26 protein-coding genes are annotated in these 21,324 nt (G+C 53.7%); 11 read left to right on the top strand and 15 right to left on the bottom strand.

Features of this window, described 5'->3' with window-relative positions:
- Positions 1 to 20: 20 nt before the first annotated feature.
- Both mreB and csrD read right to left on the bottom strand, forming a co-directional pair.
- On the bottom strand, positions 21 to 1,064 hold the full coding sequence (mreB, locus tag APU11_RS21685) for a rod shape-determining protein MreB (RefSeq protein ID WP_000913396.1): 1,044 nt from the start codon (positions 1,062 to 1,064) through the stop codon (positions 21 to 23).
- Between the two features lie 282 nt (positions 1,065 to 1,346).
- On the bottom strand, positions 1,347 to 3,287 hold the full coding sequence (csrD, locus tag APU11_RS21680; protein ID WP_013098987.1) for an RNase E specificity factor CsrD: 1,941 nt from the start codon (positions 3,285 to 3,287) through the stop codon (positions 1,347 to 1,349).
- A 181-nt stretch (positions 3,288 to 3,468) separates the two neighbouring features.
- Here csrD and APU11_RS21675 point away from each other — a divergent pair, with 181 nt between their 5' ends.
- The 11 genes from APU11_RS21675 to fis all read left to right on the top strand — a co-directional run bounded on the left by APU11_RS21675 (position 3,469) and on the right by fis (position 12,954).
- Positions 3,469 to 4,443, top strand: a complete 975-nt coding sequence (locus APU11_RS21675) for an MDR family oxidoreductase (protein ID WP_023620881.1) — start codon at positions 3,469 to 3,471, stop codon at positions 4,441 to 4,443.
- Positions 4,444 to 4,520: 77 nt separating this feature from the next.
- Positions 4,521 to 5,522 (top strand): protein-methionine-sulfoxide reductase catalytic subunit MsrP, encoded by a 1,002-nt coding sequence (gene msrP, locus APU11_RS21670; protein WP_040021899.1) that lies wholly within the window; start codon positions 4,521 to 4,523, stop codon positions 5,520 to 5,522.
- Positions 5,523 to 6,122, top strand: a complete 600-nt coding sequence (msrQ, locus tag APU11_RS21665) for a protein-methionine-sulfoxide reductase heme-binding subunit MsrQ (protein WP_013098990.1) — start codon at positions 5,523 to 5,525, stop codon at positions 6,120 to 6,122.
- Positions 6,123 to 6,355: 233 nt separating this feature from the next.
- Positions 6,356 to 6,808 carry a type II 3-dehydroquinate dehydratase gene (gene aroQ, locus APU11_RS21660; protein ID WP_040021895.1) on the top strand — a complete coding sequence of 151 codons (453 nt, stop codon included), beginning with the start codon at positions 6,356 to 6,358 and terminating at the stop codon, positions 6,806 to 6,808.
- A gap of 21 nt (positions 6,809 to 6,829) precedes the next feature.
- Positions 6,830 to 7,294, top strand: a complete 465-nt coding sequence (gene accB, locus APU11_RS21655) for an acetyl-CoA carboxylase biotin carboxyl carrier protein (RefSeq protein WP_013098992.1) — start codon at positions 6,830 to 6,832, stop codon at positions 7,292 to 7,294.
- A gap of 10 nt (positions 7,295 to 7,304) precedes the next feature.
- Positions 7,305 to 8,654, top strand: a complete 1,350-nt coding sequence (gene accC, locus APU11_RS21650) for an acetyl-CoA carboxylase biotin carboxylase subunit (RefSeq protein ID WP_003860388.1) — start codon at positions 7,305 to 7,307, stop codon at positions 8,652 to 8,654.
- A gap of 108 nt (positions 8,655 to 8,762) precedes the next feature.
- Positions 8,763 to 9,005 carry a YhdT family protein gene (locus APU11_RS21645; protein ID WP_013098993.1) on the top strand — a complete coding sequence of 81 codons (243 nt, stop codon included), beginning with the start codon at positions 8,763 to 8,765 and terminating at the stop codon, positions 9,003 to 9,005.
- Positions 8,995 to 10,446, top strand: coding sequence for a sodium/pantothenate symporter (gene panF / locus APU11_RS21640; protein WP_047351791.1), 1,452 nt, complete (start codon positions 8,995 to 8,997; stop codon positions 10,444 to 10,446). The genes APU11_RS21645 and panF overlap by 11 nt, the downstream gene beginning before the upstream one ends.
- Positions 10,447 to 10,457: 11 nt before the next feature.
- Positions 10,458 to 11,339, top strand: coding sequence for a 50S ribosomal protein L11 methyltransferase (gene prmA, locus APU11_RS21635; RefSeq protein ID WP_058651435.1), 882 nt, complete (start codon positions 10,458 to 10,460; stop codon positions 11,337 to 11,339).
- Between the two features lie 329 nt (positions 11,340 to 11,668).
- Positions 11,669 to 12,634 (top strand): tRNA dihydrouridine synthase DusB, encoded by a 966-nt coding sequence (dusB, locus tag APU11_RS21630; protein WP_013098996.1) that lies wholly within the window; start codon positions 11,669 to 11,671, stop codon positions 12,632 to 12,634.
- Between the two features lie 23 nt (positions 12,635 to 12,657).
- Complete coding sequence (gene fis / locus APU11_RS21625) at positions 12,658 to 12,954, top strand: DNA-binding transcriptional regulator Fis (RefSeq protein WP_000462905.1); 297 nt, start codon at positions 12,658 to 12,660, stop codon at positions 12,952 to 12,954.
- Between the two features lie 151 nt (positions 12,955 to 13,105).
- Here the strand turns inward: fis and APU11_RS29030 are convergent, their stop codons facing one another.
- The 13 genes from APU11_RS29030 to APU11_RS28530 form a co-directional block, all read right to left on the bottom strand.
- Positions 13,106 to 13,261: a hypothetical protein gene (locus APU11_RS29030; RefSeq protein ID WP_225380942.1), complete on the bottom strand. Its 156-nt coding sequence runs from the start codon at positions 13,259 to 13,261 to the stop codon at positions 13,106 to 13,108.
- 41 nt (positions 13,262 to 13,302) lie between these two features.
- Entirely contained in the window at positions 13,303 to 13,653 is a 351-nt protein-coding gene (locus APU11_RS21620) for a hypothetical protein (protein WP_239691340.1), read from the bottom strand.
- Positions 13,650 to 14,252, bottom strand: coding sequence for a tail assembly protein (locus APU11_RS21615; RefSeq protein WP_044704023.1), 603 nt, complete (start codon positions 14,250 to 14,252; stop codon positions 13,650 to 13,652). The genes APU11_RS21620 and APU11_RS21615 overlap by 4 nt, the downstream gene beginning before the upstream one ends.
- Before the next feature lie 13 nt (positions 14,253 to 14,265).
- A complete protein-coding gene (locus APU11_RS21610; RefSeq protein WP_042998350.1) occupies positions 14,266 to 15,927 on the bottom strand; it encodes a terminase large subunit in 1,662 nt (553 codons plus the stop codon).
- Positions 15,911 to 16,267: a phage terminase small subunit P27 family gene (locus APU11_RS21605; protein ID WP_023326190.1), complete on the bottom strand. Its 357-nt coding sequence runs from the start codon at positions 16,265 to 16,267 to the stop codon at positions 15,911 to 15,913. The genes APU11_RS21610 and APU11_RS21605 overlap by 17 nt, the downstream gene beginning before the upstream one ends.
- 128 nt (positions 16,268 to 16,395) lie before the next feature.
- The gene (locus APU11_RS29025; protein WP_226434703.1) at positions 16,396 to 16,548 is read right to left on the bottom strand and encodes a hypothetical protein; all 153 of its coding nucleotides are present in this window, start codon (positions 16,546 to 16,548) and stop codon (positions 16,396 to 16,398) included.
- A complete protein-coding gene (locus tag APU11_RS21600; RefSeq protein WP_032672058.1) occupies positions 16,541 to 16,984 on the bottom strand; it encodes an HNH endonuclease in 444 nt (147 codons plus the stop codon). Before APU11_RS21600 ends, APU11_RS29025 begins: the two co-directional genes overlap by 8 nt.
- Positions 16,984 to 17,277 (bottom strand): head-tail connector protein, encoded by a 294-nt coding sequence (locus APU11_RS21595; protein WP_032660536.1) that lies wholly within the window; start codon positions 17,275 to 17,277, stop codon positions 16,984 to 16,986. Before APU11_RS21595 ends, APU11_RS21600 begins: the two co-directional genes overlap by 1 nt.
- Positions 17,274 to 17,612, bottom strand: coding sequence for a phage head closure protein (locus tag APU11_RS21590; RefSeq protein ID WP_001201224.1), 339 nt, complete (start codon positions 17,610 to 17,612; stop codon positions 17,274 to 17,276). Before APU11_RS21590 ends, APU11_RS21595 begins: the two co-directional genes overlap by 4 nt.
- Positions 17,609 to 18,844 carry a phage portal protein gene (locus APU11_RS21585; protein WP_060578721.1) on the bottom strand — a complete coding sequence of 412 codons (1,236 nt, stop codon included), beginning with the start codon at positions 18,842 to 18,844 and terminating at the stop codon, positions 17,609 to 17,611. The genes APU11_RS21590 and APU11_RS21585 overlap by 4 nt, the downstream gene beginning before the upstream one ends.
- A gap of 1 nt (position 18,845) precedes the next feature.
- A complete protein-coding gene (locus APU11_RS21580; protein WP_019077813.1) occupies positions 18,846 to 19,406 on the bottom strand; it encodes an HK97 family phage prohead protease in 561 nt (186 codons plus the stop codon).
- Between the two features lie 51 nt (positions 19,407 to 19,457).
- Positions 19,458 to 20,624 carry a phage major capsid protein gene (locus APU11_RS21575; RefSeq protein WP_060578720.1) on the bottom strand — a complete coding sequence of 389 codons (1,167 nt, stop codon included), beginning with the start codon at positions 20,622 to 20,624 and terminating at the stop codon, positions 19,458 to 19,460.
- Positions 20,625 to 20,866: 242 nt separating this feature from the next.
- Positions 20,867 to 21,324 (bottom strand): hypothetical protein (locus APU11_RS28530; protein WP_060578719.1); only part of this gene is annotated, 458 nt, incomplete at its 5' end.

Genomic DNA, 21,324 nt, shown 5'->3' with positions numbered 1-21,324 from the left:
TCGCTACCCTTTCACCATGACTACTCTTCGCTGAACAAGTCGCCGCCGTGCATGTCGATCATTTCCAGCGCCTTGCCACCACCACGGGCGACGCAAGTCAGTGGATCTTCTGCAACTACGACAGGAATACCTGTCTCTTCCATTAACAGGCGGTCGAGGTTACGCAGCAGCGCACCACCACCGGTCAGAACCATACCGCGCTCAGAGATATCGGACGCCAGTTCAGGCGGGCACTGTTCCAGCGCAACCATCACCGCGCTCACGATACCGGTCAGCGGCTCTTGCAGCGCTTCCAGAATTTCGTTGGAGTTCAGGGTAAAGCCGCGTGGCACACCTTCCGCCAGGTTACGGCCGCGCACTTCGATTTCGCGAACTTCATCACCCGGATAAGCAGAACCGATCTCGTGCTTGATGCGCTCAGCGGTCGCTTCACCGATCAGGGAGCCATAGTTACGGCGCACGTAGTTAATGATCGCTTCGTCGAAACGGTCACCACCGATACGCACAGAAGAGGAGTAAACCACGCCGTTCAGGGAAATAACGGCCACTTCAGTGGTACCACCACCGATATCAACCACCATCGAACCGGTAGCTTCAGAAACAGGCAGGCCTGCACCGATAGCCGCAGCCATTGGCTCTTCAATCAGGAACACTTCACGCGCGCCTGCACCCTGAGCAGATTCGCGAATTGCGCGACGTTCTACCTGGGTCGCACCGACCGGCACACAAACCAGCACACGTGGGCTTGGACGCATGAAGCTGTTGCTGTGAACCTGCTTGATGAAGTGCTGAAGCATTTTTTCAGTCACGAAGAAGTCAGCGATAACGCCGTCTTTCATTGGGCGGATCGCGGCGATGTTACCTGGGGTACGACCCAGCATCTGCTTCGCGTCATGACCCACTGCGGCTACGCTTTTCGGCGAGCCGGCACGATCCTGACGAATGGCCACAACAGAAGGCTCATTCAATACGATGCCTTGTCCTTTTACATAAATAAGGGTATTCGCGGTACCCAGGTCAATGGACAGGTCATTGGAAAACATGCCACGAAATTTTTTCAACATACTAAGGGATAATCCTGAAAGCTGGGGCGGAAAACAAAATCCGCTTACTTTACCAACCACACGCAGCAGCGACAAGGCGCAAAAATCACCTGCTGCGGTGAAAATTTGTGCAGTACGTTTCCTTCTGTTACAAATTCATCCCCTGACTCCCTCAGGGCTGAGTACACAGTAGCGTTCCTCACTTTCATTTGTAACCCGCTAAAGGTCGTTCACTGGCTTTTTGCTCGTCATACTCAAAGCTACAGGCGCGATATTCTACGTGAAAACAGCGTAAACGGCAGGTCAAACAGAGTATCTTTGCAAATATTTTTTCACATTGGTGTCAAGCGGCTGAGAGGCGGCAAAAAAATCCCCCTGACCGCCCATCACACCACGCTCTGTCAACATCTGCCATTCGCCTCTGGAGCGCACGCCCGTGGCAAATACTTGTGTTCGCGTTCCCTTACACGCTTCCACCAGACTCTGCACCAGCAGCTGGTTTTCCGTGCGCTTTTCAATATTCCTGACCAGCCCCGGATGTAGCTTTAATAATTCCACATCCAGCTCCTTGATCCAGCTGGTACTGACCAGCGTCAGGCCCGCCTGTGTCACCGCCACACGCGCACCCAGCGCATTGATCAAACGTACCACCGGACGTAACCGGCTGATGTGTTGACCAACATCCGCCTCTGCAAGTTCAAAAATAATGTGTTTGCGTTGCGATTTTTCGCATTGCATTAATGTATCGCGCAGCCAGCGTTGAAAACGCGGGCGAATTAACGACTCGACGGTCACCTGTAATGCCAGACTTTCTTCAGGCCAAAAAGATAAAAACGGAATCAGTCGGCTAATTTGCTGACGGTCATACTCTTCGGAGAGTCCAAATTGCAGGACCATCGGCAGATATTCCGCCGAAATAACCTCTTCCGTGCCGTCGAAAATGCGACACATTAATTCACGGTGGTGAACATGGCCGTTTTTCATCACCGCTGGTTTTTGATAAAGGCGGGGGCCACCGCGGCTCAACATTTGTTCAATCAGGGTACGCCAGCGCACATTGCCACGCCCTTTCTCGGGCAGGGAATCGTCATATACCGCCCAACCGTTCGCCCCTTGCAGCACCGCGTTTCGGGTTGCCGCTTCCGCATGCTCCATCACCTGTTCAGTTGACTGCCCGCCGCGCCAGGCGCAGATCCCCATATGCACCATATCATCCCGGTCAAGCATTTTGCTCTGCGGCAGCGCATCCACCGCCTTCAGCAACTGGCTGGCGATGCTCTCCGACTCCTTAAGTGTGCGATGGGGTAACAACACCGCAAAGTCGCTGCGGTGATAGCGCGCCAGCAGCGCGCCGGGATAGCGCATAATAAAAGTCGACAGCAAATTGATGAGCGTAAAGAGGTTCTCTTCCGCCACGCGGCGTCCCCAGGTATCGCGCAGGAGATCGAAATCCGGCAGACGAACCATCATGACGACCCCGTGCGTTCCCACCTTTTCCGGGTCGTCCAGCAGCGTGGCCAGTTGATTATCAAAGAACAGGCGGTTATTCAGACCGGTTTTGTTATCCTGCGCGGCATAGGAACGGATCAGCGTATCCATGCGGCTGCGCTGATCGCTGGCGAATTGAATTTCTGAAAGCAGCGTATCCAGCGCGCTGCTGGTGCTGGACGGCCACTCATAGACCGACCCCCGCACCTGTGGGCCGCGCTCCCCGTTGAGTATTCGCACGGAGCGGTTTTCCAGCAGCTCCTGACCGGAGAGCTGACGGCGTAGCCAGCGAACCGCAAGAAAAATCAGCAGGACAATAAAGGCGACGGCAACGGTGAGTGGCGCGGTGGTCATCATCGAGCGGAAATAGCTGGCCATGGGATCGAGGTAGACCAGGCGTATCGTCATCCCCGGATTTTTAAGGGAATGGACATTCACTTCCCGATACTGGCTCACGACGCCCGCAGGCCGATAGCTCCCCTGACGCTGATGGCTTAATACCGGATGCTTTCCCTGCGTGATGTCGACCTGCACAATATCAACCGGTACCATCAATTCATCCAGCTCGCGGGAGAGTTCCGGTAGCGGAGTGGTAATCAGACGCGTATCAATAACTGACGCAACAGACTCAACCCGGTTGACCAGCTTGTCCTGAATGGCGTTATAAAAGCTCAGGGAGCAGCCAAGGAGCGTGACAAAAATGGTTAACCCCGTCAGCAACGTGATAAAAGCTGAGAACTTCGTCGTTAATCGCATCCTTGAGATTACTCCGTGGGTTGATGGGTAGCGAGTAAGCGCTAACTTGCATTTCAAATGCGCCATACTACCAAACCTGGTGTATCTGGCAATTTATTGCGTTAAATCGGCATAGCGTTTCATTGAGCGAGTATAGTCTTCAGAACGCATTTTCCAATCATCAGAATAGTGAGGATCCTGTATGCAGGCTTTGATCTTAGAACAGCAGGACGGCAATACCGTTGCCTCGGTGCAAGCCCTTGATGAGAGCCGTCTGCCCGAAGGCGACGTCACCGTCGACATCGACTGGTCCAGTCTGAATTACAAGGATGCCCTGGCCATCACCGGCAAAGGTAAAATCATCCGAAATTTCCCGATGGTGCCGGGGATTGATTTTGCAGGCCACGTTCATTCCAGCGAAGATCCGCGGTTTCATGCCGGCCAGCAGGTGCTGCTCACCGGTTGGGGCGTCGGCGAAAATCACTGGGGCGGGCTGGCAACGCAGGCGCGGGTGAAAGGCGAGTGGCTGGTGCCCATGCCTGCAGGACTGGATGGCCGCAAAGCGATGATTATCGGCACCGCAGGCTTTACCGCCATGCTGTGCGTCATGGCACTTGAAGATGCCGGTATCCGCCCTGAGTCAGGCGAGATAGTCGTGACCGGGGCCAGCGGTGGCGTTGGCAGCACGGCGGTGGCTTTACTGCACAAACTGGGGTATCAGGTCGTCGCGGTCTCAGGCCGTGAAAGCACCCATGACTACCTGCGTCAGCTTGGTGCCAGCCGCATTCTTGGCCGCGACGAATTTGCCGAAACCCGTCCGCTGGAAAAACAGCTCTGGGCCGGAGCGGTGGATACCGTCGGAAATAACGTGCTGGCAAAAGTGCTGGCGCAGATGAACTACGGTGGCTGCGTGGCGGCCTGCGGTCTGGCGGGCGGTTTTGCGCTGCCAACCACCGTTATGCCCTTTATCCTGCGTAACGTGCGCCTGCAGGGTGTGGATTCCGTCATGACTCCGGCGGCCCGTCGTGCAGAAGCCTGGGAGCGTCTGGTACGCGACCTGCCTGAGTCCTTCTTCACGCAGAGTGCAACCGAAATCGCCCTCAGCCAGGCGCCGGAATATGCCGGTAAGATCATGGATAATCAGTTCCATGGCCGCGCGCTGGTAAAAATTGCCTAATCTTCAAATTTTCGTGACATATTCGCGCTAATCCTTCTCCTCCGTCATGCTTAGAAAAACGCATGACGGAGGATGCCATGAAAACCCGAAAACTGACGGAAGCCGACGTAACGTCCGAATCTGTCTTTATGTTACAGCGCCGCCAGATCCTGAAAATGCTTGGCATCAGTGCCACCGCGTTGACGCTCACACCTGCGGCTCACGCTGATTTGCTCGACTGGTTTAAAGGCAACGATCGGCCAAAAGCCCCTTCCGGTGCCCCGCTCACCTTTACGAAACCTGCCGAGTGGCAAAACAAACTGACGCTCACGCCAGAAGATAAAGTCACCGGTTATAACAACTTCTACGAATTTGGGCTTGATAAAGCCGATCCTGCGGCCAATGCAGGCAGCATGAAAACCGATCCGTGGACGTTGAAAATTGACGGCGAAGTGGCAAAACCCTTAACGCTGGATCACCACGATCTCACCACCCGTTTCCCGTTAGAGGAACGCATCTATCGTATGCGCTGCGTGGAAGCCTGGTCGATGGTGGTACCGTGGGTAGGTTTTCCGCTGCATAAGCTGCTGGCAATGGTTGAACCCACCAGCAATGCGAAATATGTCGCATTCCAGACGCGTTACGCCCCGGACGAGATGCCAGGCCAGAAGGACCGGTTCATCGGCGGTGGGCTTGCATATCCTTATGTAGAAGGATTACGCCTTGACGAAGCCATGCATCCTCTTACCCTTCTGACCGTCGGCGTTTACGGTAAAGCGCTCCCGCCGCAGAACGGCGCCCCCATCCGGCTAACGGTACCGTGGAAATATGGCTTCAAGGGCATTAAATCGATCGTCAGTATTAAGCTCACCCGCGAGCGTCCGCCCACAACATGGAATCTCGCCGCGCCGGACGAGTACGGTTTCTTCGCCAATGTGAACCCGCATGTCGATCACCCACGCTGGTCGCAGGCGACGGAACGGTTTATCGGTTCTGGCGGTGCGCTGGATGTGAAGCGTCAGCCCACGCTGCTCTTTAACGGCTATGCGGATGAAGTGGCGTCGCTCTACCGTGGCCTCAATTTACGGGAGAACTTCTGAGTGCGTTTAACGGCAAAACAGGTAACCTGGCTGAAAGTGCTGCTGCATTTAGCCGGGTTGCTCCCGTTTATCTGGTTGTTCTGGGCCGCCAGCCAGGGGCTTTTCAGTGCCGATCCGGCTAAAGATATCCAGCACTTTACCGGTCGGATGGCTCTGAAATTTTTACTGGCGACCTTGCTGGTTTCGCCGCTGGCGCGCTACGCTAAACAGCCATTATTGATACGCACACGTCGGCTTTTAGGGCTATGGTGTTTTGCCTGGGCCACGTTGCACCTGACCAGCTACGCGCTGCTGGAACTGGGGATTAACAATCTGGCACTGCTGGGCCGCGAACTGGTCACGCGTCCTTATCTGACGCTGGGCATTGTCAGTTGGCTGGTGTTACTGGCATTAGCGCTGACATCCACGCAATATGCGCAGCGAAAACTGGGTAAGCGCTGGCAGTTGCTGCACAACTTCGTCTATCTTGTCGCGATCCTCGCACCCATCCATTATCTGTGGTCCGTGAAGATCCTCTCGCCTCAGCCCATCCTCTACGCGCTGCTGGCTTTGGCGCTTTTAGCATGGCGTTACAAGAAGTTCCGCCAGTGGTTGCGATAGTTCGCGAAACTGTGCGTTTTCCCGCAGATTACTTATCAACCGCCATTCTTTTTCGGATAGCGGTTGATAATCTTCCCTGATAAGACCAGTATTTAGCTGCCAAATGCTACGAAATCGTTATAATGTGCGACTTTGGTTTTCCTGAATGCATTTTAGGAAAGTCATCAGGTGACTTTCGCGTTTCAAAGGTATATTTTGGTTTTTACCCGAGATTCGCAGGAGATAGCGACACAATGGCAGAAAAATTCCGAATCTTAGTTTTAAACGGACCGAACCTGAACATGCTCGGCACCCGTGAGCCAGAGAAGTATGGCACGCTGACATTAAGTGAAATTGTTAACCGTTTGGGCACGGAAGCAACGTCACTGAATGTGGATTTGGATCATTTTCAGTCAAACGCGGAGTACGCACTCATCGACCGTATTCATCAGGCTAAAGACACTGTGGACTATATCCTGATCAATCCGGCCGCGTTTACGCACACCAGTGTTGCTATCCGCGACGCACTGTTGGCGGTGAGTATCCCGTTTATCGAGATCCACCTCAGCAACGTGCACGCCCGAGAGCCGTTCCGCCACCATTCGTATCTGTCGGATATCGCCGCTGGCGTTATCTGCGGACTGGGCGCAGACGGTTATTCATACGCTTTACAGACAGCGGTAAAACGCCTGTCACAATCACACTAAACAAGAGTACGGAACCCACTCATGGATATTCGTAAGATTAAAAAACTGATCGAGCTGGTTGAAGAATCAGGCATCTCCGAACTGGAAATTTCTGAAGGCGAAGAGTCTGTACGCATCAGCCGTGCAGCCCCAGCCGCTAGCTTCCCGGTAATGCAGCAAGCTTATGCTGCGCCAGTGCAGCAGCCTGCGCTCTCTGCAGCCGTTGCACCAGCCGCAACTGAAGCCGCACCTGCCGCTGCAGCAGAAATCAGTGGTCACATCGTACGTTCCCCAATGGTTGGTACTTTCTACCGCACCCCGAGCCCGGACGCGAAGGCGTTCATCGAAGTGGGTCAGAAAGTCAACGTAGGCGATACCCTGTGTATCGTTGAAGCCATGAAAATGATGAACCAGATCGAAGCAGACAAATCAGGTACTGTGAAGGCGATTCTGGTCGAAAGTGGTCAGCCGGTAGAATTTGACGAGCCGCTGGTCGTCATCGAGTAACGAGGCGAACATGCTGGATAAAATTGTTATCGCCAACCGCGGCGAGATCGCACTGCGTATTCTTCGTGCCTGTAAAGAACTGGGCATCAAGACTGTCGCTGTGCACTCAAGCGCGGACCGCGATTTAAAACACGTATTGCTGGCGGATGAGACGGTCTGTATCGGCCCGGCTCCGTCCGTAAAAAGCTATCTGAACATCCCGGCAATCATCAGCGCCGCTGAAATCACTGGCGCGGTGGCAATTCACCCGGGTTATGGCTTCCTCTCCGAGAACGCCAACTTTGCTGAGCAGGTTGAACGCTCTGGCTTTATCTTCATCGGCCCGAAAGCTGACACCATCCGCCTGATGGGTGACAAAGTGTCTGCAATCACCGCGATGAAAAAAGCCGGTGTTCCAACCGTTCCAGGTTCTGACGGCCCGCTGACTGACGACATGGATGCAAACCGTGCACATGCTAAACGCATTGGCTACCCGGTGATCATCAAAGCGTCCGGCGGCGGCGGCGGTCGCGGTATGCGCGTAGTGCGCAGCGACGCTGAACTGGCACAGTCCATCTCCATGACCAAAGCGGAAGCGAAAGCAGCTTTCAGCAATGACATGGTGTATATGGAAAAATACCTGGAAAACCCACGCCACATCGAAATTCAGGTGCTGGCTGACGGTCAGGGTAACGCTATTTATCTGGCAGAACGTGACTGCTCCATGCAGCGTCGTCACCAGAAAGTGGTCGAAGAAGCACCAGCACCGGGCATTACCCCGGAACTGCGTCGCTACATCGGCGAGCGTTGTGCCAAAGCGTGTGTCGACATCGGCTATCGCGGGGCGGGTACCTTCGAATTCCTGTTCGAAAACGGTGAGTTCTACTTCATTGAGATGAACACCCGTATTCAGGTTGAACACCCGGTTACCGAAATGATCACCGGCGTTGACCTGATCAAAGAGCAGCTGCGTATCGCTGCCGGCCAGCCTCTGTCCATCAAACAGGAAGAAGTAGTGGTCAAAGGCCATGCGGTCGAGTGCCGTATCAACGCCGAAGACCCGAACACCTTCCTGCCAAGCCCGGGTAAAATCACGCGTTTCCACGCGCCGGGTGGCTTTGGCGTGCGTTGGGAGTCTCATATTTACGCCGGTTACACCGTACCGCCGTACTATGACTCAATGATCGGTAAGCTTATCTGCTACGGCGAAAACCGTGACGTGGCGATTGCCCGCATGAAGAACGCCCTGCAGGAGCTGATCATCGACGGTATCAAAACCAACGTTGATCTGCAGATGCGCATCATGAGCGACGAGCACTTCCAGAATGGTGGGACGAACATCCACTATCTGGAGAAAAAACTCGGTCTCAACGAGAAGTAAGAAAGCATCTATGCTAAAAGGCCGGTTTAACCGGCCTTTTTTATTTCTGGGGATCGTCAAGGCCCATCATGTACAATCCCCGCTTTCTTCATCCACAAGGGACAAAAAATGGACAAACGTTTTGTTCAGGCCCATAAAGAAGCGCGCTGGGCGCTGTGGCTGACCCTTCTCTATCTTGCCGCATGGTTGGTAACCGCTTACTTACCTGATTCTGCAATTGGCATCACCGGCCTGCCTCACTGGTTTGAAATGGCCTGTCTGCTGGTACCGCTGATTTTTATCCTGCTGTGCTGGGCAATGGTGAAATTCATTTATCGCGATATCCCGCTGGAGGACGACGATGCAGCTTGAAGTCATTCTGCCGCTTATCGCGTATTTGTTGGTCGTGTTTGGCGTGTCCGTGTATGCCATGCGCAAAAGGGCAACCGGCACCTTCCTGAACGAATATTTCCTCGGCAGCCGTTCAATGGGCGGCATTGTGTTAGCGATGACGCTCACCGCCACCTATATCAGCGCCAGCTCATTTATTGGCGGTCCCGGGGCAGCCTATAAATATGGGTTAGGCTGGGTGCTGCTGGCGATGATACAGCTCCCGGCTATCTGGCTTTCGCTGGGTATACTCGGCAAGAAGTTCGCTATTCTGGCGCGTCGCTATAATGCCGTGACGCTGAACGACATGCTGTTTGCCCGCTACCGCAGCCGTTTACTGGTATGGCTGGCAAGTCTAAGCCTGCTGGTCGCCTTTGTGGGTGCGATGACGGTGCAGTTTATTGGCGGTGCACGTCTGCTTGAAACCGCAGCAGGGATCCCTTACGAGACTGGCCTGCTTATCTTTGGGATCAGTATCGCGCTTTATACGGCGTTTGGTGGATTCCGCGCCAGCGTACTGAACGACACCCTGCAGGGCATGGTGATGCTCATCGGAACCATTGTGCTGCTGGTGGGGATTGTCCATGCGGCAGGCGGCCTGAGCCATGCTGTTGAAACCCTGGAAGCGATTGACCCGAAACTGGTCACTCCAGAGGGCGCAGATGACATTCTTTCACCCACCTTTATGACCTCCTTCTGGGTGCTGGTCTGCTTCGGCGTCATTGGACTGCCGCATACCGCTGTACGGTGTATCTCCTATAAGGACAGTAAAGCGGTCCATCGCGGCATTATTATCGGGACCATTGTGGTGGCGATACTGATGCTGGGAATGCATCTGGCGGGTGCATTAGGTCGTGCGGTGATCCCAGATCTTACCGTGCCCGACCTGGTGATCCCTACCCTGATGGTTAAAGTCCTGCCCCCCTTTGCTGCCGGGATTTTCCTTGCCGCACCGATGGCCGCCATTATGTCGACGATCAACGCTCAGTTGCTGCAAAGTTCCGCTACGATTATCAAAGATCTCTATCTAAATTTGCGTCCCGAGCAGTTGAAAAACGAACGACGCTTAAAACGGATGTCTGCGGTGATTACGCTGGTATTAGGGGCACTGCTGCTGCTGGCCGCCTGGCGTCCACCGGAGATGATCATCTGGCTGAACCTGCTTGCGTTTGGCGGCCTTGAAGCTGTTTTCCTGTGGCCGCTGGTGCTTGGCCTGTACTGGGAACGCGCGAATGCTGCGGGCGCGCTAAGCGGCATGATTGTTGGCGGTGTCGTGTACGCCGTGCTCGCCACCTTTAAGATCCAGTACCTGGGCTTCCATCCAATTGTGCCTTCGTTACTGTTAAGTTTACTGGCGTTTGTGGTGGGGAACCGTTTCGGTCAACCCGTCCCACAACCCGCTATGATGTCTACTGATAAATAAAGAGTTTTGCCATGCCGTGGATCCAACTAAAACTGAACACAACCGGCGCTCACGCCGAAGAGCTGAGCGATGCGCTGGTGGAGGCCGGCTCGGTCTCTATCACCTTCCAGGACACGCATGACACGCCGGTCTTTGAGCCGCTGCCGGGCGAAACGCGCCTGTGGGGCGATACCGACGTGATTGGCCTGTTTGATGCCGAAACCGACATGAAAGAAGTGGTCGCGATTCTGGAACATCATCCTCTGCTGGGCGTGGGTTTTGCGCACAAAATCGAACAACTGGAAGACAAAGACTGGGAACGCGAGTGGATGGATAACTTCCACCCCATGCAGTTTGGCAAGCGTCTGTGGATCTGCCCAAGCTGGCGTGAGGTTCCCGATGAAAACGCGGTCAACGTGATGCTCGACCCGGGTCTGGCATTCGGTACCGGCACCCACCCGACCACCTCACTGTGCCTGCAGTGGCTGGATGGCCTGGATCTGGAAGGGAAAACCGTGATCGACTTCGGCTGTGGATCCGGGATCCTCGCCATTGCCGCACTGAAGCTGGGCGCCGCAAAAGCCATCGGGATCGATATCGATCCGCAGGCCATTCAGGCCAGTCGTGATAACGCCGAGCGTAACGGCGTTTCCGATCGCCTTGAGCTGTATCTGCCGGACGCGCAGCCAGAGGCCATGAAAGCCGATGTGGTGGTCGCTAACATCCTGGCGGGCCCATTACGCGAGCTTGCACCGTTAATCAGCGTGCTGCCCGTTGAGGGCGGTCTGCTGGGGCTTTCCGGGATCCTGGCGAGCCAGGCTGACAGCGTTTGCGAAGCCTACGCCGATCTCTTCACCCTCGATCCGGTGGTGGAAAAAGAAGAGTGGTGCCGCATCACGGGCCGTAAAAAATAAGAACATTTTTCGTACTGAGATGATGTTCTAAAATGCGACGCAGATCGCATAGAAGCGGGAGAATCTGCTGCTAAAAACAGCAGAATATCCCGCTCAACGGATTCATTTTTTGAGAAATGATGAGAAGTTACGGGAAATTGTAAGCGGTCATAAAATCGCCGTTAATACATAACACAATGATTTAAATAAAAAATAATTTTCATCATTGTGACTGGGTGGCGATTCCATGATCTACAACAGTGGATTGTTCAAAGTTTGGCCTTTCATCTCGTGCAAAAAATGCGTAATATACGCCGCCTTGCAGTCACAGTATGGTCATTTCATAACTCATGCGCATCGGACACCACCAGCTCAGAAATCGCCTGATCGCAGCCCCAATGGCAGGTATTACCGACCGGCCGTTCAGGACGCTGTGTTATGAGATGGGAGCCGGTTTAACCGTTTCCGAGATGATGTCGTCTAACCCGCAGGTCTGGGAAAGCGATAAATCCCGCCTTCGGATGGTGCACATTGATGAACCAGGTATTCGCACCGTGCAAATCGCCGGAAGTGTGCCTGAAGAGATGGCAGATGCCGCGCGGATTAACGTGGAAAGTGGCGCCCAGATTATTGATATCAACATGGGTTGCCCGGCCAAAAAAGTGAATCGCAAGCTTGCAGGTTCAGCCCTTCTGCAATACCCCGACCAGGTGAAGTCAATCCTGACGGCGGTTGTCAGCGCAGTGGACGTTCCTGTTACGTTGAAGATTCGCACGGGTTGGTCGCCGGAACACCGTAACTGTGTAGAGATTGCCCAACTGGCCGAAGACTGTGGCATTCAGGCCCTGACCATTCATGGACGCACTCGCGCCTGTTTGTTCAACGGTGAAGCTGAATACGACAGCATTCGGGCAGTTAAGCAGAAAGTTTCCATTCCGATTATCGCGAATGGCGACATTACTGACCCGCTTAAAGCCAGAGCTGTGCTCGACTATACGGGAGCTGATGCTCTGATGATAGGACGTGCAGCTCAGGGAAGACCCTGGATCTTTCGGGAAATCCAGCATTATCTGGACACTGGGGAGCTGCTTGCCCCGCTGCCTCTGGCAGAGGTTAAGCGCTTGCTTTGTTCGCATGTTCGGGAACTGCATGACCACTACGGCCAGGCAAAAGGGTACCGAATTGCGCGTAAACACGTCTCCTGGTATCTCCAGGAGCACGCTCCAAATGACCAGTTTCGGCGCACATTCAACGCCATAGAGGATGCCAGCGAACAGCTGGAGGCGTTGGAGGCATACTTCGAAAATCTTGCGTAATGAAATAAAGAGCTGACAGAACTATGTTCGAACAACGCGTAAATTCTGACGTACTGACCGTTTCTACCGTTAACTCTCAGGATCAGGTAACTCAAAAACCCCTGCGTGACTCGGTTAAACAGGCACTGAAGAACTATTTTGCTCAACTGAATGGTCAGGATGTTAATGACCTGTATGAGCTGGTACTGGCTGAAGTTGAACAGCCACTGTTGGACATGGTGATGCAATACACCCGCGGTAACCAAACCCGCGCTGCGCTGATGATGGGTATCAACCGTGGTACTCTGCGTAAGAAACTGAAAAAATACGGCATGAACTGATACTAATCAGTTAAATGCTTGTTTAAAAAGGCGCTCTTCGGCATGGGGAAGCGCCTTTTTTATTTGTGTTTATACATATGTTTATACACGTTGGCTCGCACAAATAAAAAAGCACCAGAACATAGTCCAGTGCTTTGATTGGTTGGGTTCATCACCTTGGCCTTTCCGGCTTTCTCCATTGATACGGTTCGGCATCCATCCTTTGCCGGAGGCGTTCTTTCGCAGCCAAGCAAGTGGCAACGCGATTACGCACCATAAGACGATCTCGCCCGTTGAGTTCATGACCCTGCAACTCAGCCGCTACCATTATTGCTTTCTCTAATACTGTCCGATCCAGCATACAAACCCTCAGTTAATTGACTGGCTGTAACCTGCGAAGAGCTGCGCATTTACCGTCAGCACTTCTTTCATATGCTCATACCATACGGCAAAAATAGCCTCATCGGTTCCCGGGTAGCCTGCCAGAAAGCACATCAGAATATCGTCGGTGAGTTTGTCCTGCTGATCCCAGTCAACAATGAACTGTCTAAACAGAGCGTAAGCCTTAGCTGGGTCTCTGTTCTGCCACGTTTCCACAACGATCTCGAAAGGAGGAACGGTGTAAGTTACCTCCACTGGTAATGGCTCGTATTTCGTCGGTATCAATACCTCTCGGGTAAATACCTCACCTTCCGGCCAGAGTTGCACCTGATTTGTCAAAGCTGATCCTCCACATAGATACCCGCCGATATGATTGCACCGCCGATACGGCGCTTACCGTAAAGCAATGGTACCGGATAGCCCTGCGCGGCAGTATTAGTAACGCCACCAAACGCATACGAGGCTTTATTATCGGCACTTTGTTTGCTGGCTAAACCCGTAGGTTGAGGTGATAGCATCTGAACAACACCGCCCAAGGCCATCGCTGCGCCAAATTTATAGAAAAATGGTGAAGCTGCTGCCCAGGGTGTAAAACTCAGCACAGCCCCCACTGCAATTAGCGCAGCGCCGAGAATTGTTTGCAGTACGCCAGCTTTTTTGCTCCCGATTATGACGGGAACAATTCGAATAGTCCTGTTGCCGTTCGGAAAATCGAGATCATCCTGAGTAACGTTCTTTTTGTCCACGAATACAGCGAACGTTAGCCCTCGGGCTTTGCTGGTATTCATGAATTTCTGAAAGCCGGGAATGGTGGCGGATAACGCAGTAAACGCCTCACGTGTCGGGCCAATAAGCCGCTGGTGAGTACGGCCAAAAAGTTTAGCCAGCGAGCCGCTCAGAAGGATCGTGCTCATGGTTTCATGGTTTGCTGTATTCATAGTTTTACTCCAGTCAGATACCGTTAAATGTCGCCAGCCGTTGTTTGTGGCTGTCGCTCATATCGAAAGCAAAATCCTCATGCTCAGCCTGGAAGGTGCCGAACGCCATCAGCGCAGATACCGCAGGGTCTATCTTGTTAGAGGATTTCTTTTTGTTGGGCTTAATGTTGGCGTTAGCGTCGGACTCCATCACCACGTTTCCAATTGCCCAGGCCAGAACCGGATCGCCACGATGACGCACCACCTTACGGTTAACGAATACCTCAAATGATTTCGCCACCGGACTGAATTTGAGATAGGTTTGCGGGAACGGCTCCACATCAAGCCCCGCCCCCTGTAGCTGGGTGCGCAGGTGCGTGGCGTTCCACGTATCGAAACCCACCAGCCTGATATTGAAGATTTCAGCGTCGCGCAGAATATCGTCACGGATGCGGTCATAGTCGATGCAGTCGCCGGGCGTGGTGCGTATCCATCCCGCTTTTACCCACTGGCGGTAGATGGCGCGGTTTTTGTTGGCGACGTTAAGTAGCTGGGCTTCCGGCAGATAATGACGGGTCAGCAGGCGGATCTCCCTGTCGAACGGGAAAGCGTAACTCACGCTGGTGATGTCGCTGGTAGAGGACAGGTCAAACCCGGCGTAGCACTCCATTCCGGCCAGATCGTCTTCGTTATAGTCGAGCGCACAGGCATCCCATGCACCGGCGCCCATCCACGGCGTGGAGCCCTGACACCAGATATTGAAACGTTTGGTCAGCATTTCCACCCATTGCGACGGTATGCCCCGCGCTTTCTGGATTGTGGATTCCAGTTTCGCCGCGTCAACGGACACATGCAGGTTAGGGTTGGCCTTGATCCACATCTCAGGCTGCTCAACCTCGCTTTCGTCGTCCAGCTCGTAGATCAGGACAAACAGCGAATCGTTGCTCTCTTCCCCGGCAAGAATCTGGCAGCAGTAGTCGTAATGCTGTTTACAGGCGGAGACAACGTTACTCCCGGCGGTCGTGATGGCGAACAAAATCGCCTCAGGACGTGCGCCCATACCCAGCTCAAGCGCGGAATAAACGCCGTTATCCGGGTGAAGGTGGTATTCATCGACAATTGCCAGGCTGGGGTTAGTCCCCTCAATGGTGGCCGCTTTCGCCGCCAGCGGCTTTAACAGGCTGTTGCTCTTCGGGAAAATGACCTTATGCGCCTGGATATTGACGCGCTTTTTCAGCGGTTTTGACAGCAGGCACATCTGGCGGGCATCGTCGAACACGATTCGGGCCTGATCCCGGCTTACCGCCGCCGTGTAGATATCCTGCTGGCCCTTCTCCATTACCAGAAACCAGTTAGCCAGCATGGCGGCCACGGTGGATTTTGCATTCTTGCGTGGCACTTCAATAAAGGCACTGCTGTACTTCCGGCGGCCTGACTCCCTGACCTTAAAGCCCAGCAGGTTAGCAAAGGCGAACTGCTGCCAGGGCTCAAGCTCGATAGGCTGGCCCCGCAGCGGGCCTTTGACGTGTGGACAGAGCCGGGAGAAGGCAATAAACCGCTCCACGGTCGCCGTATCGAACTCATAACGGGGGTCATTCAGGTCTGAAAAGTACCTCTCGACGGCCTGTTTTACGCGCTTACATGCCGGAATTTCACCCGATTTAATGGCGTTTGCGTAATCATTCCAGACGGTCAAGCTCGTCCTCCTCTTCCGTTTCTACCGGATTGCGGCGGCGGCTTACCGGATCAAAGCCCAGCAGCGACGACATTTTTATAAGAATTTTTTCGGCATCCGCTTTTGCGCTCAGTGCCGGATTCCGGCTCTCACCGCCCTGGCTGTTCACTATGCTGAATCCCCGCGTGGCAAGGTCTTCCACGGCTTTGCGGTACATCGAGTAATTGACGCAGTACAGCTCAAGGTTGTTCCAGTCGGCAGGCGTCAGATCACCACGCTCCGCCAGCTGCTTCGCCTTCGCTTTCCACTGCTGCGCCGCGATTTCATCAAGATAGGCGGGCGGTTTGGGTGGTCTTGCCATAACTTACTGTTTTCCTGTCTGTTTTATTTTCAAAAAAATCACCGTGCGTAAAAATTTGAGGGGGCGGGTGGTTCCTCGCTGAGAGGGGTTTGTCCTGAAAACCTCCCCCACCCCGTCCATGCGCCCTGTCAGTGATTGCGGAAGCATTCCATAAGCTCACGGTCACGCTGGCTCATGCGCTTTACTACGGGCTTCGTGTGCGCTCTCTGTCTGGCTGGTTGCCATGACTCACGCTGCTTTATCAGCCCACTAATCAGCCGCTGCTGTTCCTGCTCAGTCATTGTTTGCCTCATAGATCCAGTCGGTGCGATGACGCGCTGCTTCTTCCTGCTCGCGGAACTTACCGGCTTTACGCTGCTGCTTCGTCACCGGGTCTGTTGTGGTTGTCTTCCGTCCATGACAGGCAGCGCATAACGACTGGTGATTACTGGCGGGCCAGAACAGCACATCGGCCTCACCCTCGATAGGGATGATGTGATCGACGATAGTTGCCGATGTATAGACGTCAGCCTTAAGACAATGGACACACAGCGGATTAGCTTTCAGAAAATGACGACGGTATTCGCCCCAACGGTTGGAGTAACCGCGCTCTGTTCGTGTACCTCTTCGGCTGTCGCTTTGTCGGCGGGCATCCCGCTTATGCTCATCACACTTGCCGGATTTCACCCGCTTATTACATCCCGGCTCATTACATCGGCGTAGTGGTTGCCACGGCATCAGTACACCCCCACATCACGGTAGACAGACCACAACGCAGAGACAGCCATCGGTATCTCTTTGGTGTCAGTGTCGCCAATTGTCGTGCGGTACTCGTACAGCTGAGAGACGTACATCAGACAGCCAATCTTGATAGCTGGCGTAAACTCCAGCCCGTTATCAAACCGCTTGCCGATATGCTTCTGGCAAACCTCCAGCGCCGCATCGATGTACGCCTGTATCAACGTATCTTCGTAATCATCATCAATACGGCAATGCAGCTTTGCTTCATCCAGGGTGATTTCTGCTGTCATTTTTCCGTTCCTGTCTTGCAGAGAATTTCCAGCCGGGTACCTTCCGAATCAGGAATAGGAGGCCCGATAATATTGAGAGTGCTGCCAGCAAACGGGCCAGTAAGCACTTTCAGACGGTTGGCTGCGGTAATATCACGGCGGAAACGCACCCAAACGCGGATCGTCGCTTCGGCAACCTCGGCACCTGACGCCATTAACTCTCGGCCACTGATCCCCTTAACCTCAGCCCATATGGTTTCCCCGTCTTCCCAGACCTGAACAACCTGACCGGACGGCTCCCTGTGGGTAGTGAATACCCGAATAGTGACGCGGCTTCTCAGCCCCCCGGCTCTCATGCGTCACCTTCCTTGCCGTCTTTGCTGATCTTCACTTCCTGCTTCCATGCCTGGCTGAATTCGTCACCACCTTCACGCGGCGGCATCCCCTCACGCTCACGGGCTTCGTTCGGGTTCATGATCCCGTTCTTAATGCCTCGCTCATAAGTGGCGTAACGTTCGGTTGGCGTAGCGCGGAGAAGGTCAGCAGAGTCAAACTCCACCTGATAGCGGGTTCCCGGAACCGGAGAGGCCACCAGCAGCGCAGATTTGATTTGTTGCTCGAAGTTCGCCAGCCACGGGCGCATGGTCATGGTGAGAAATGCGCGGCTCGCTTCGCTAAAGTTGCTGTAGGTGCTATTGCTATATTCCTGCAAGAAGATGGGCGACACGTTGAACATGCGGGCAATGTCTTCAATGGTGAAGCGACGGGAGGCCAGCCATTCGGCATCCTGATTACTCATGCCAAGCTGCTTGTAGTCCATGCCACCTTCAAGGATCGGCGTTTTCCCGGCGTTTCTGGCACCTTTGTAGCGCTCCAGTGCGTCCAGAGCCTGTTTGCCCTTCACGCTGTCGAGCCACTCAGCAGTAGTGACCACGCCAGCCGCCATCATGCCATCTTTCATAATGCTGGCACCGTGGCGCTGTTGGGCCAGACCTAACCCCAGCGCCTCACGGCAGGTGGTGATCGGCGAGCGCCCCAGAAAACCATCATCGGTCGAGTAACGCAGGTGCAGGATCTCTTCTTGCAAGTAGGTGCGCACAGCCCCGGTAAATGGTTCAGTAATGGTGTATTTGTATTTATGCTGGCCGATACGCTCAGGAACAACCGCTCCCGGCACATACGGGTGCAGGGATTGCGGCTGGCCGTCGTGGCCCCACTGGATCACCGCATAGGCGTTACCATTCAGCAGACAATGGCGCATCATCGTGCGTTTAAACTGATAAGGTGTCTGGCAGTCGTTAGGCTGCTCGTTCAGCAGAAAATCCACCGGATGATTGCTCAGCCATTCTCGCGCCTCACGCCCGTTATCATTACGCACGCGGTAGAGGTAGCAGGGCATTGTTGCCACCGCCTCACTGATAACTGATACGGCGTTCATGACCGCCGGCAGAGATTCCGCAGTACCCGCAGACACATACTCGCCTGATCCGGTATTTGGAATCCCTGCCATCGCCAGAAATTCATCAATGGTCATGCTGCGCTGCTCAGAGGGTTCAGACTTACGGCCAAACGGCCAGATATTCCACATATCAGAGCCCCGCTAATTCAGCCCAGCGGCGACGGTTATCGCCAGCGCGGCGCAGTTCAGGATGTTGGGAGAAAAGCGAACGGTGCGCGATTTCCACGCCAGACTCAGGATAAGCAGGCATTGAGGTAACGGTAATCTCCCGCAGTTCGGCTGCGGTAACAGTGCGCAGGTATGGAGACTGAGCAATATCCCACGCCTCTTTCAGCGCCCGGAAACCAAAGCTCATGCCGGAGATATCCCCGCGCTCCACCAGCTCCAGCACATCGTTGCCAAGCTGGGTATTCGGCGGGGTCAGCTCGAAGCGCAGCCCGGTATCGTCTTCGGACAGCACCAGCGTGCCGGATTTAGTGCGCCCCAGCAGCTGGGTATAGTTATGCTCGTACAGCGCACGCACATCGCTACCGGATGCCAGGCTGTCTTTAAACGCTCCCGGCGCAAACTGCTCGCGGAACTCGTCCCAGATAATTTCAGAGAGACTGTTCCAGCGCACGGCATAGCCCACCAGCTTTTTGTTGCTGGCGCTCACTTCGGAGGTACGGATTTCAAAATCGATTGTTTTCATTACTGGACTCCACAGAGGGCAAAAAGGGGCCGTAGCCCCTTAAACGTCAAATCAGGAACCGGAGCCGGAAAGCTCAAGCACCTTGATGGCGTTGGAGTCCACCACGCCGCCGCCCAGGTATTTATCGGTATGCACCTTGTAGAAACCCGGTTCGGTGATGTTGTCAGGGCGGGTACGCACGCCAGTGGTGTGATCCACGATGAAATAGCCGCGCTTGAAGTCGCCTACCGCGAGGAATGCTTTACCTGCCTCCGCATCCGGCATGGTTTCCAGATACTGAACAGGACGGCCCAGCAGCGTATCGGGAGAACCGGCAACCAGACGATCGCGCCAGATGTAATCCCCGTTGCCGTTTTTCAGCTTTTGCAGTTTGGCTGCGGTGTTGGAGTTCATCACCCATACGGCGTTTTTGCGGTATTTGGCTTTCAGCTTATACAGCAGGTCGATCAGGCCATCAGAGGAAACGTCAGCCGCTTCCATCTTCTCCAGCGTACCGAACGGACGGGTTTTGTCGGCAGTGGCCGCGCGAGGGTAAGACAGGAAGCCTTTGGATTTTTTATCACCGTCGCCGTTCACAAAGTCGCTTTCTTCGGTCGCGGTGAAGGTGTCGGCAATTTCAGAAGACAGCCAGCCCAAAATATCCACCTCGGAGAAGTCGAGAATCTCCTGAGTGGTTTTCGGGTAGGCGTAGATCGGGTTGAGTTTGATATCAACGCGCTCCATCTTCGGCGTACTGGTTTCGGTACGTGCCTCACCTTCGGTACCACGATTAACGGTAGTGCCGCCCACAGATACCAGCTTCTGGTATTCGTTGGTTTTGGTCGTCTTCACCGTTGCGATGGAGCGCATCACGCTATCATCCTGCAACTGGCGCATAATCTCTTTGTCCAGCTCAGGGATAACGGTATAGCCGCCGTCAGCCTGCACCAGCGTGGAGAGAGAGCGGGTATCACCTGTCATGATATAGTGGCGCAGCTCGTTGTTGCTTACTGGCTCACCTTCGACGGAAGTACCAGGCAGATTGCGCTGATCGTCGGCGACGGCTTCAAGGCGGGTGATTTCAACTTCAAGCGCATCAGCCTGTGCGCGGAGTTCGTCGAACTTTTTGCCCTCTTCTTCGTTCAGGCTGCGCTTTTCGGTGTCGGCTTTGTCCAGCATGGAACGCATCTGTGTTTTGAGTGCGGCTTTCTGCTGGCGTAATTCGAGTAGTTTCTTCATGGAGTGGTTTCCGTAACAATTAACGTTGAGACGTGAAACCAGCGCTTGGAGGGGAGGCCGTTAAATCTTTTTCTGCCTCTCGCAGGCTGTACTCGCTACAGCTTGACTTAACGGCCAGTGGCGGCTCACGTCTGAGTGCCACTCTTCAAGATATACATGAAAAATATAAAGAAAACCCCCATCAGAGACAGGGGTAATCACGGGTAAACATGAGTACAAATAATTTACAAATCTTTTGTAAGTTACATTTTGCGGTGTTTCTCATCCTGTTCACGACGAACCAATTTAGCTTTGAAATTTGTAACTTCGTTCATCAATGAATAAATGATAAAGATTGTAAAAACTGTAACCCCAAGCAGCCCACCTGATATTATTAGAGTTATTTTTTTAAATAATTGCCCACCGTCGCCAATCATCATAGATATGCCAACAAAGATAGCCGAAAGAAAATAAAAGACTATACAAGTAAATAACCTACCACGTTTCAAATCAACTATATAAAAAAGCCGCCTAGCTTCATCGCCATTTAATTGCTGGCTTTCTTTCAAATCGCTTAATTTATAAATCGCTTGCAAGCAGTAAGCTAAAGGAAGGACTAAAACCGCAATGATTGGGGAAGGCGCAGTCAACTTATCCACACCGAAATGATGGATAAGGCCGAATAGACACAATGCTCCTATCAAAAAAGACAGGATAGTGA

It is taken from the genome of Enterobacter sp. 50793107 (genome assembly GCF_001463365.1).
In the GTDB taxonomy this organism is placed as follows: domain Bacteria; phylum Pseudomonadota; class Gammaproteobacteria; order Enterobacterales; family Enterobacteriaceae; genus Enterobacter; species Enterobacter cloacae.
The sequence above is the reverse complement of the archived record's forward strand: the minus strand, read 5'-3'. Positions and strand labels throughout refer to the sequence as shown.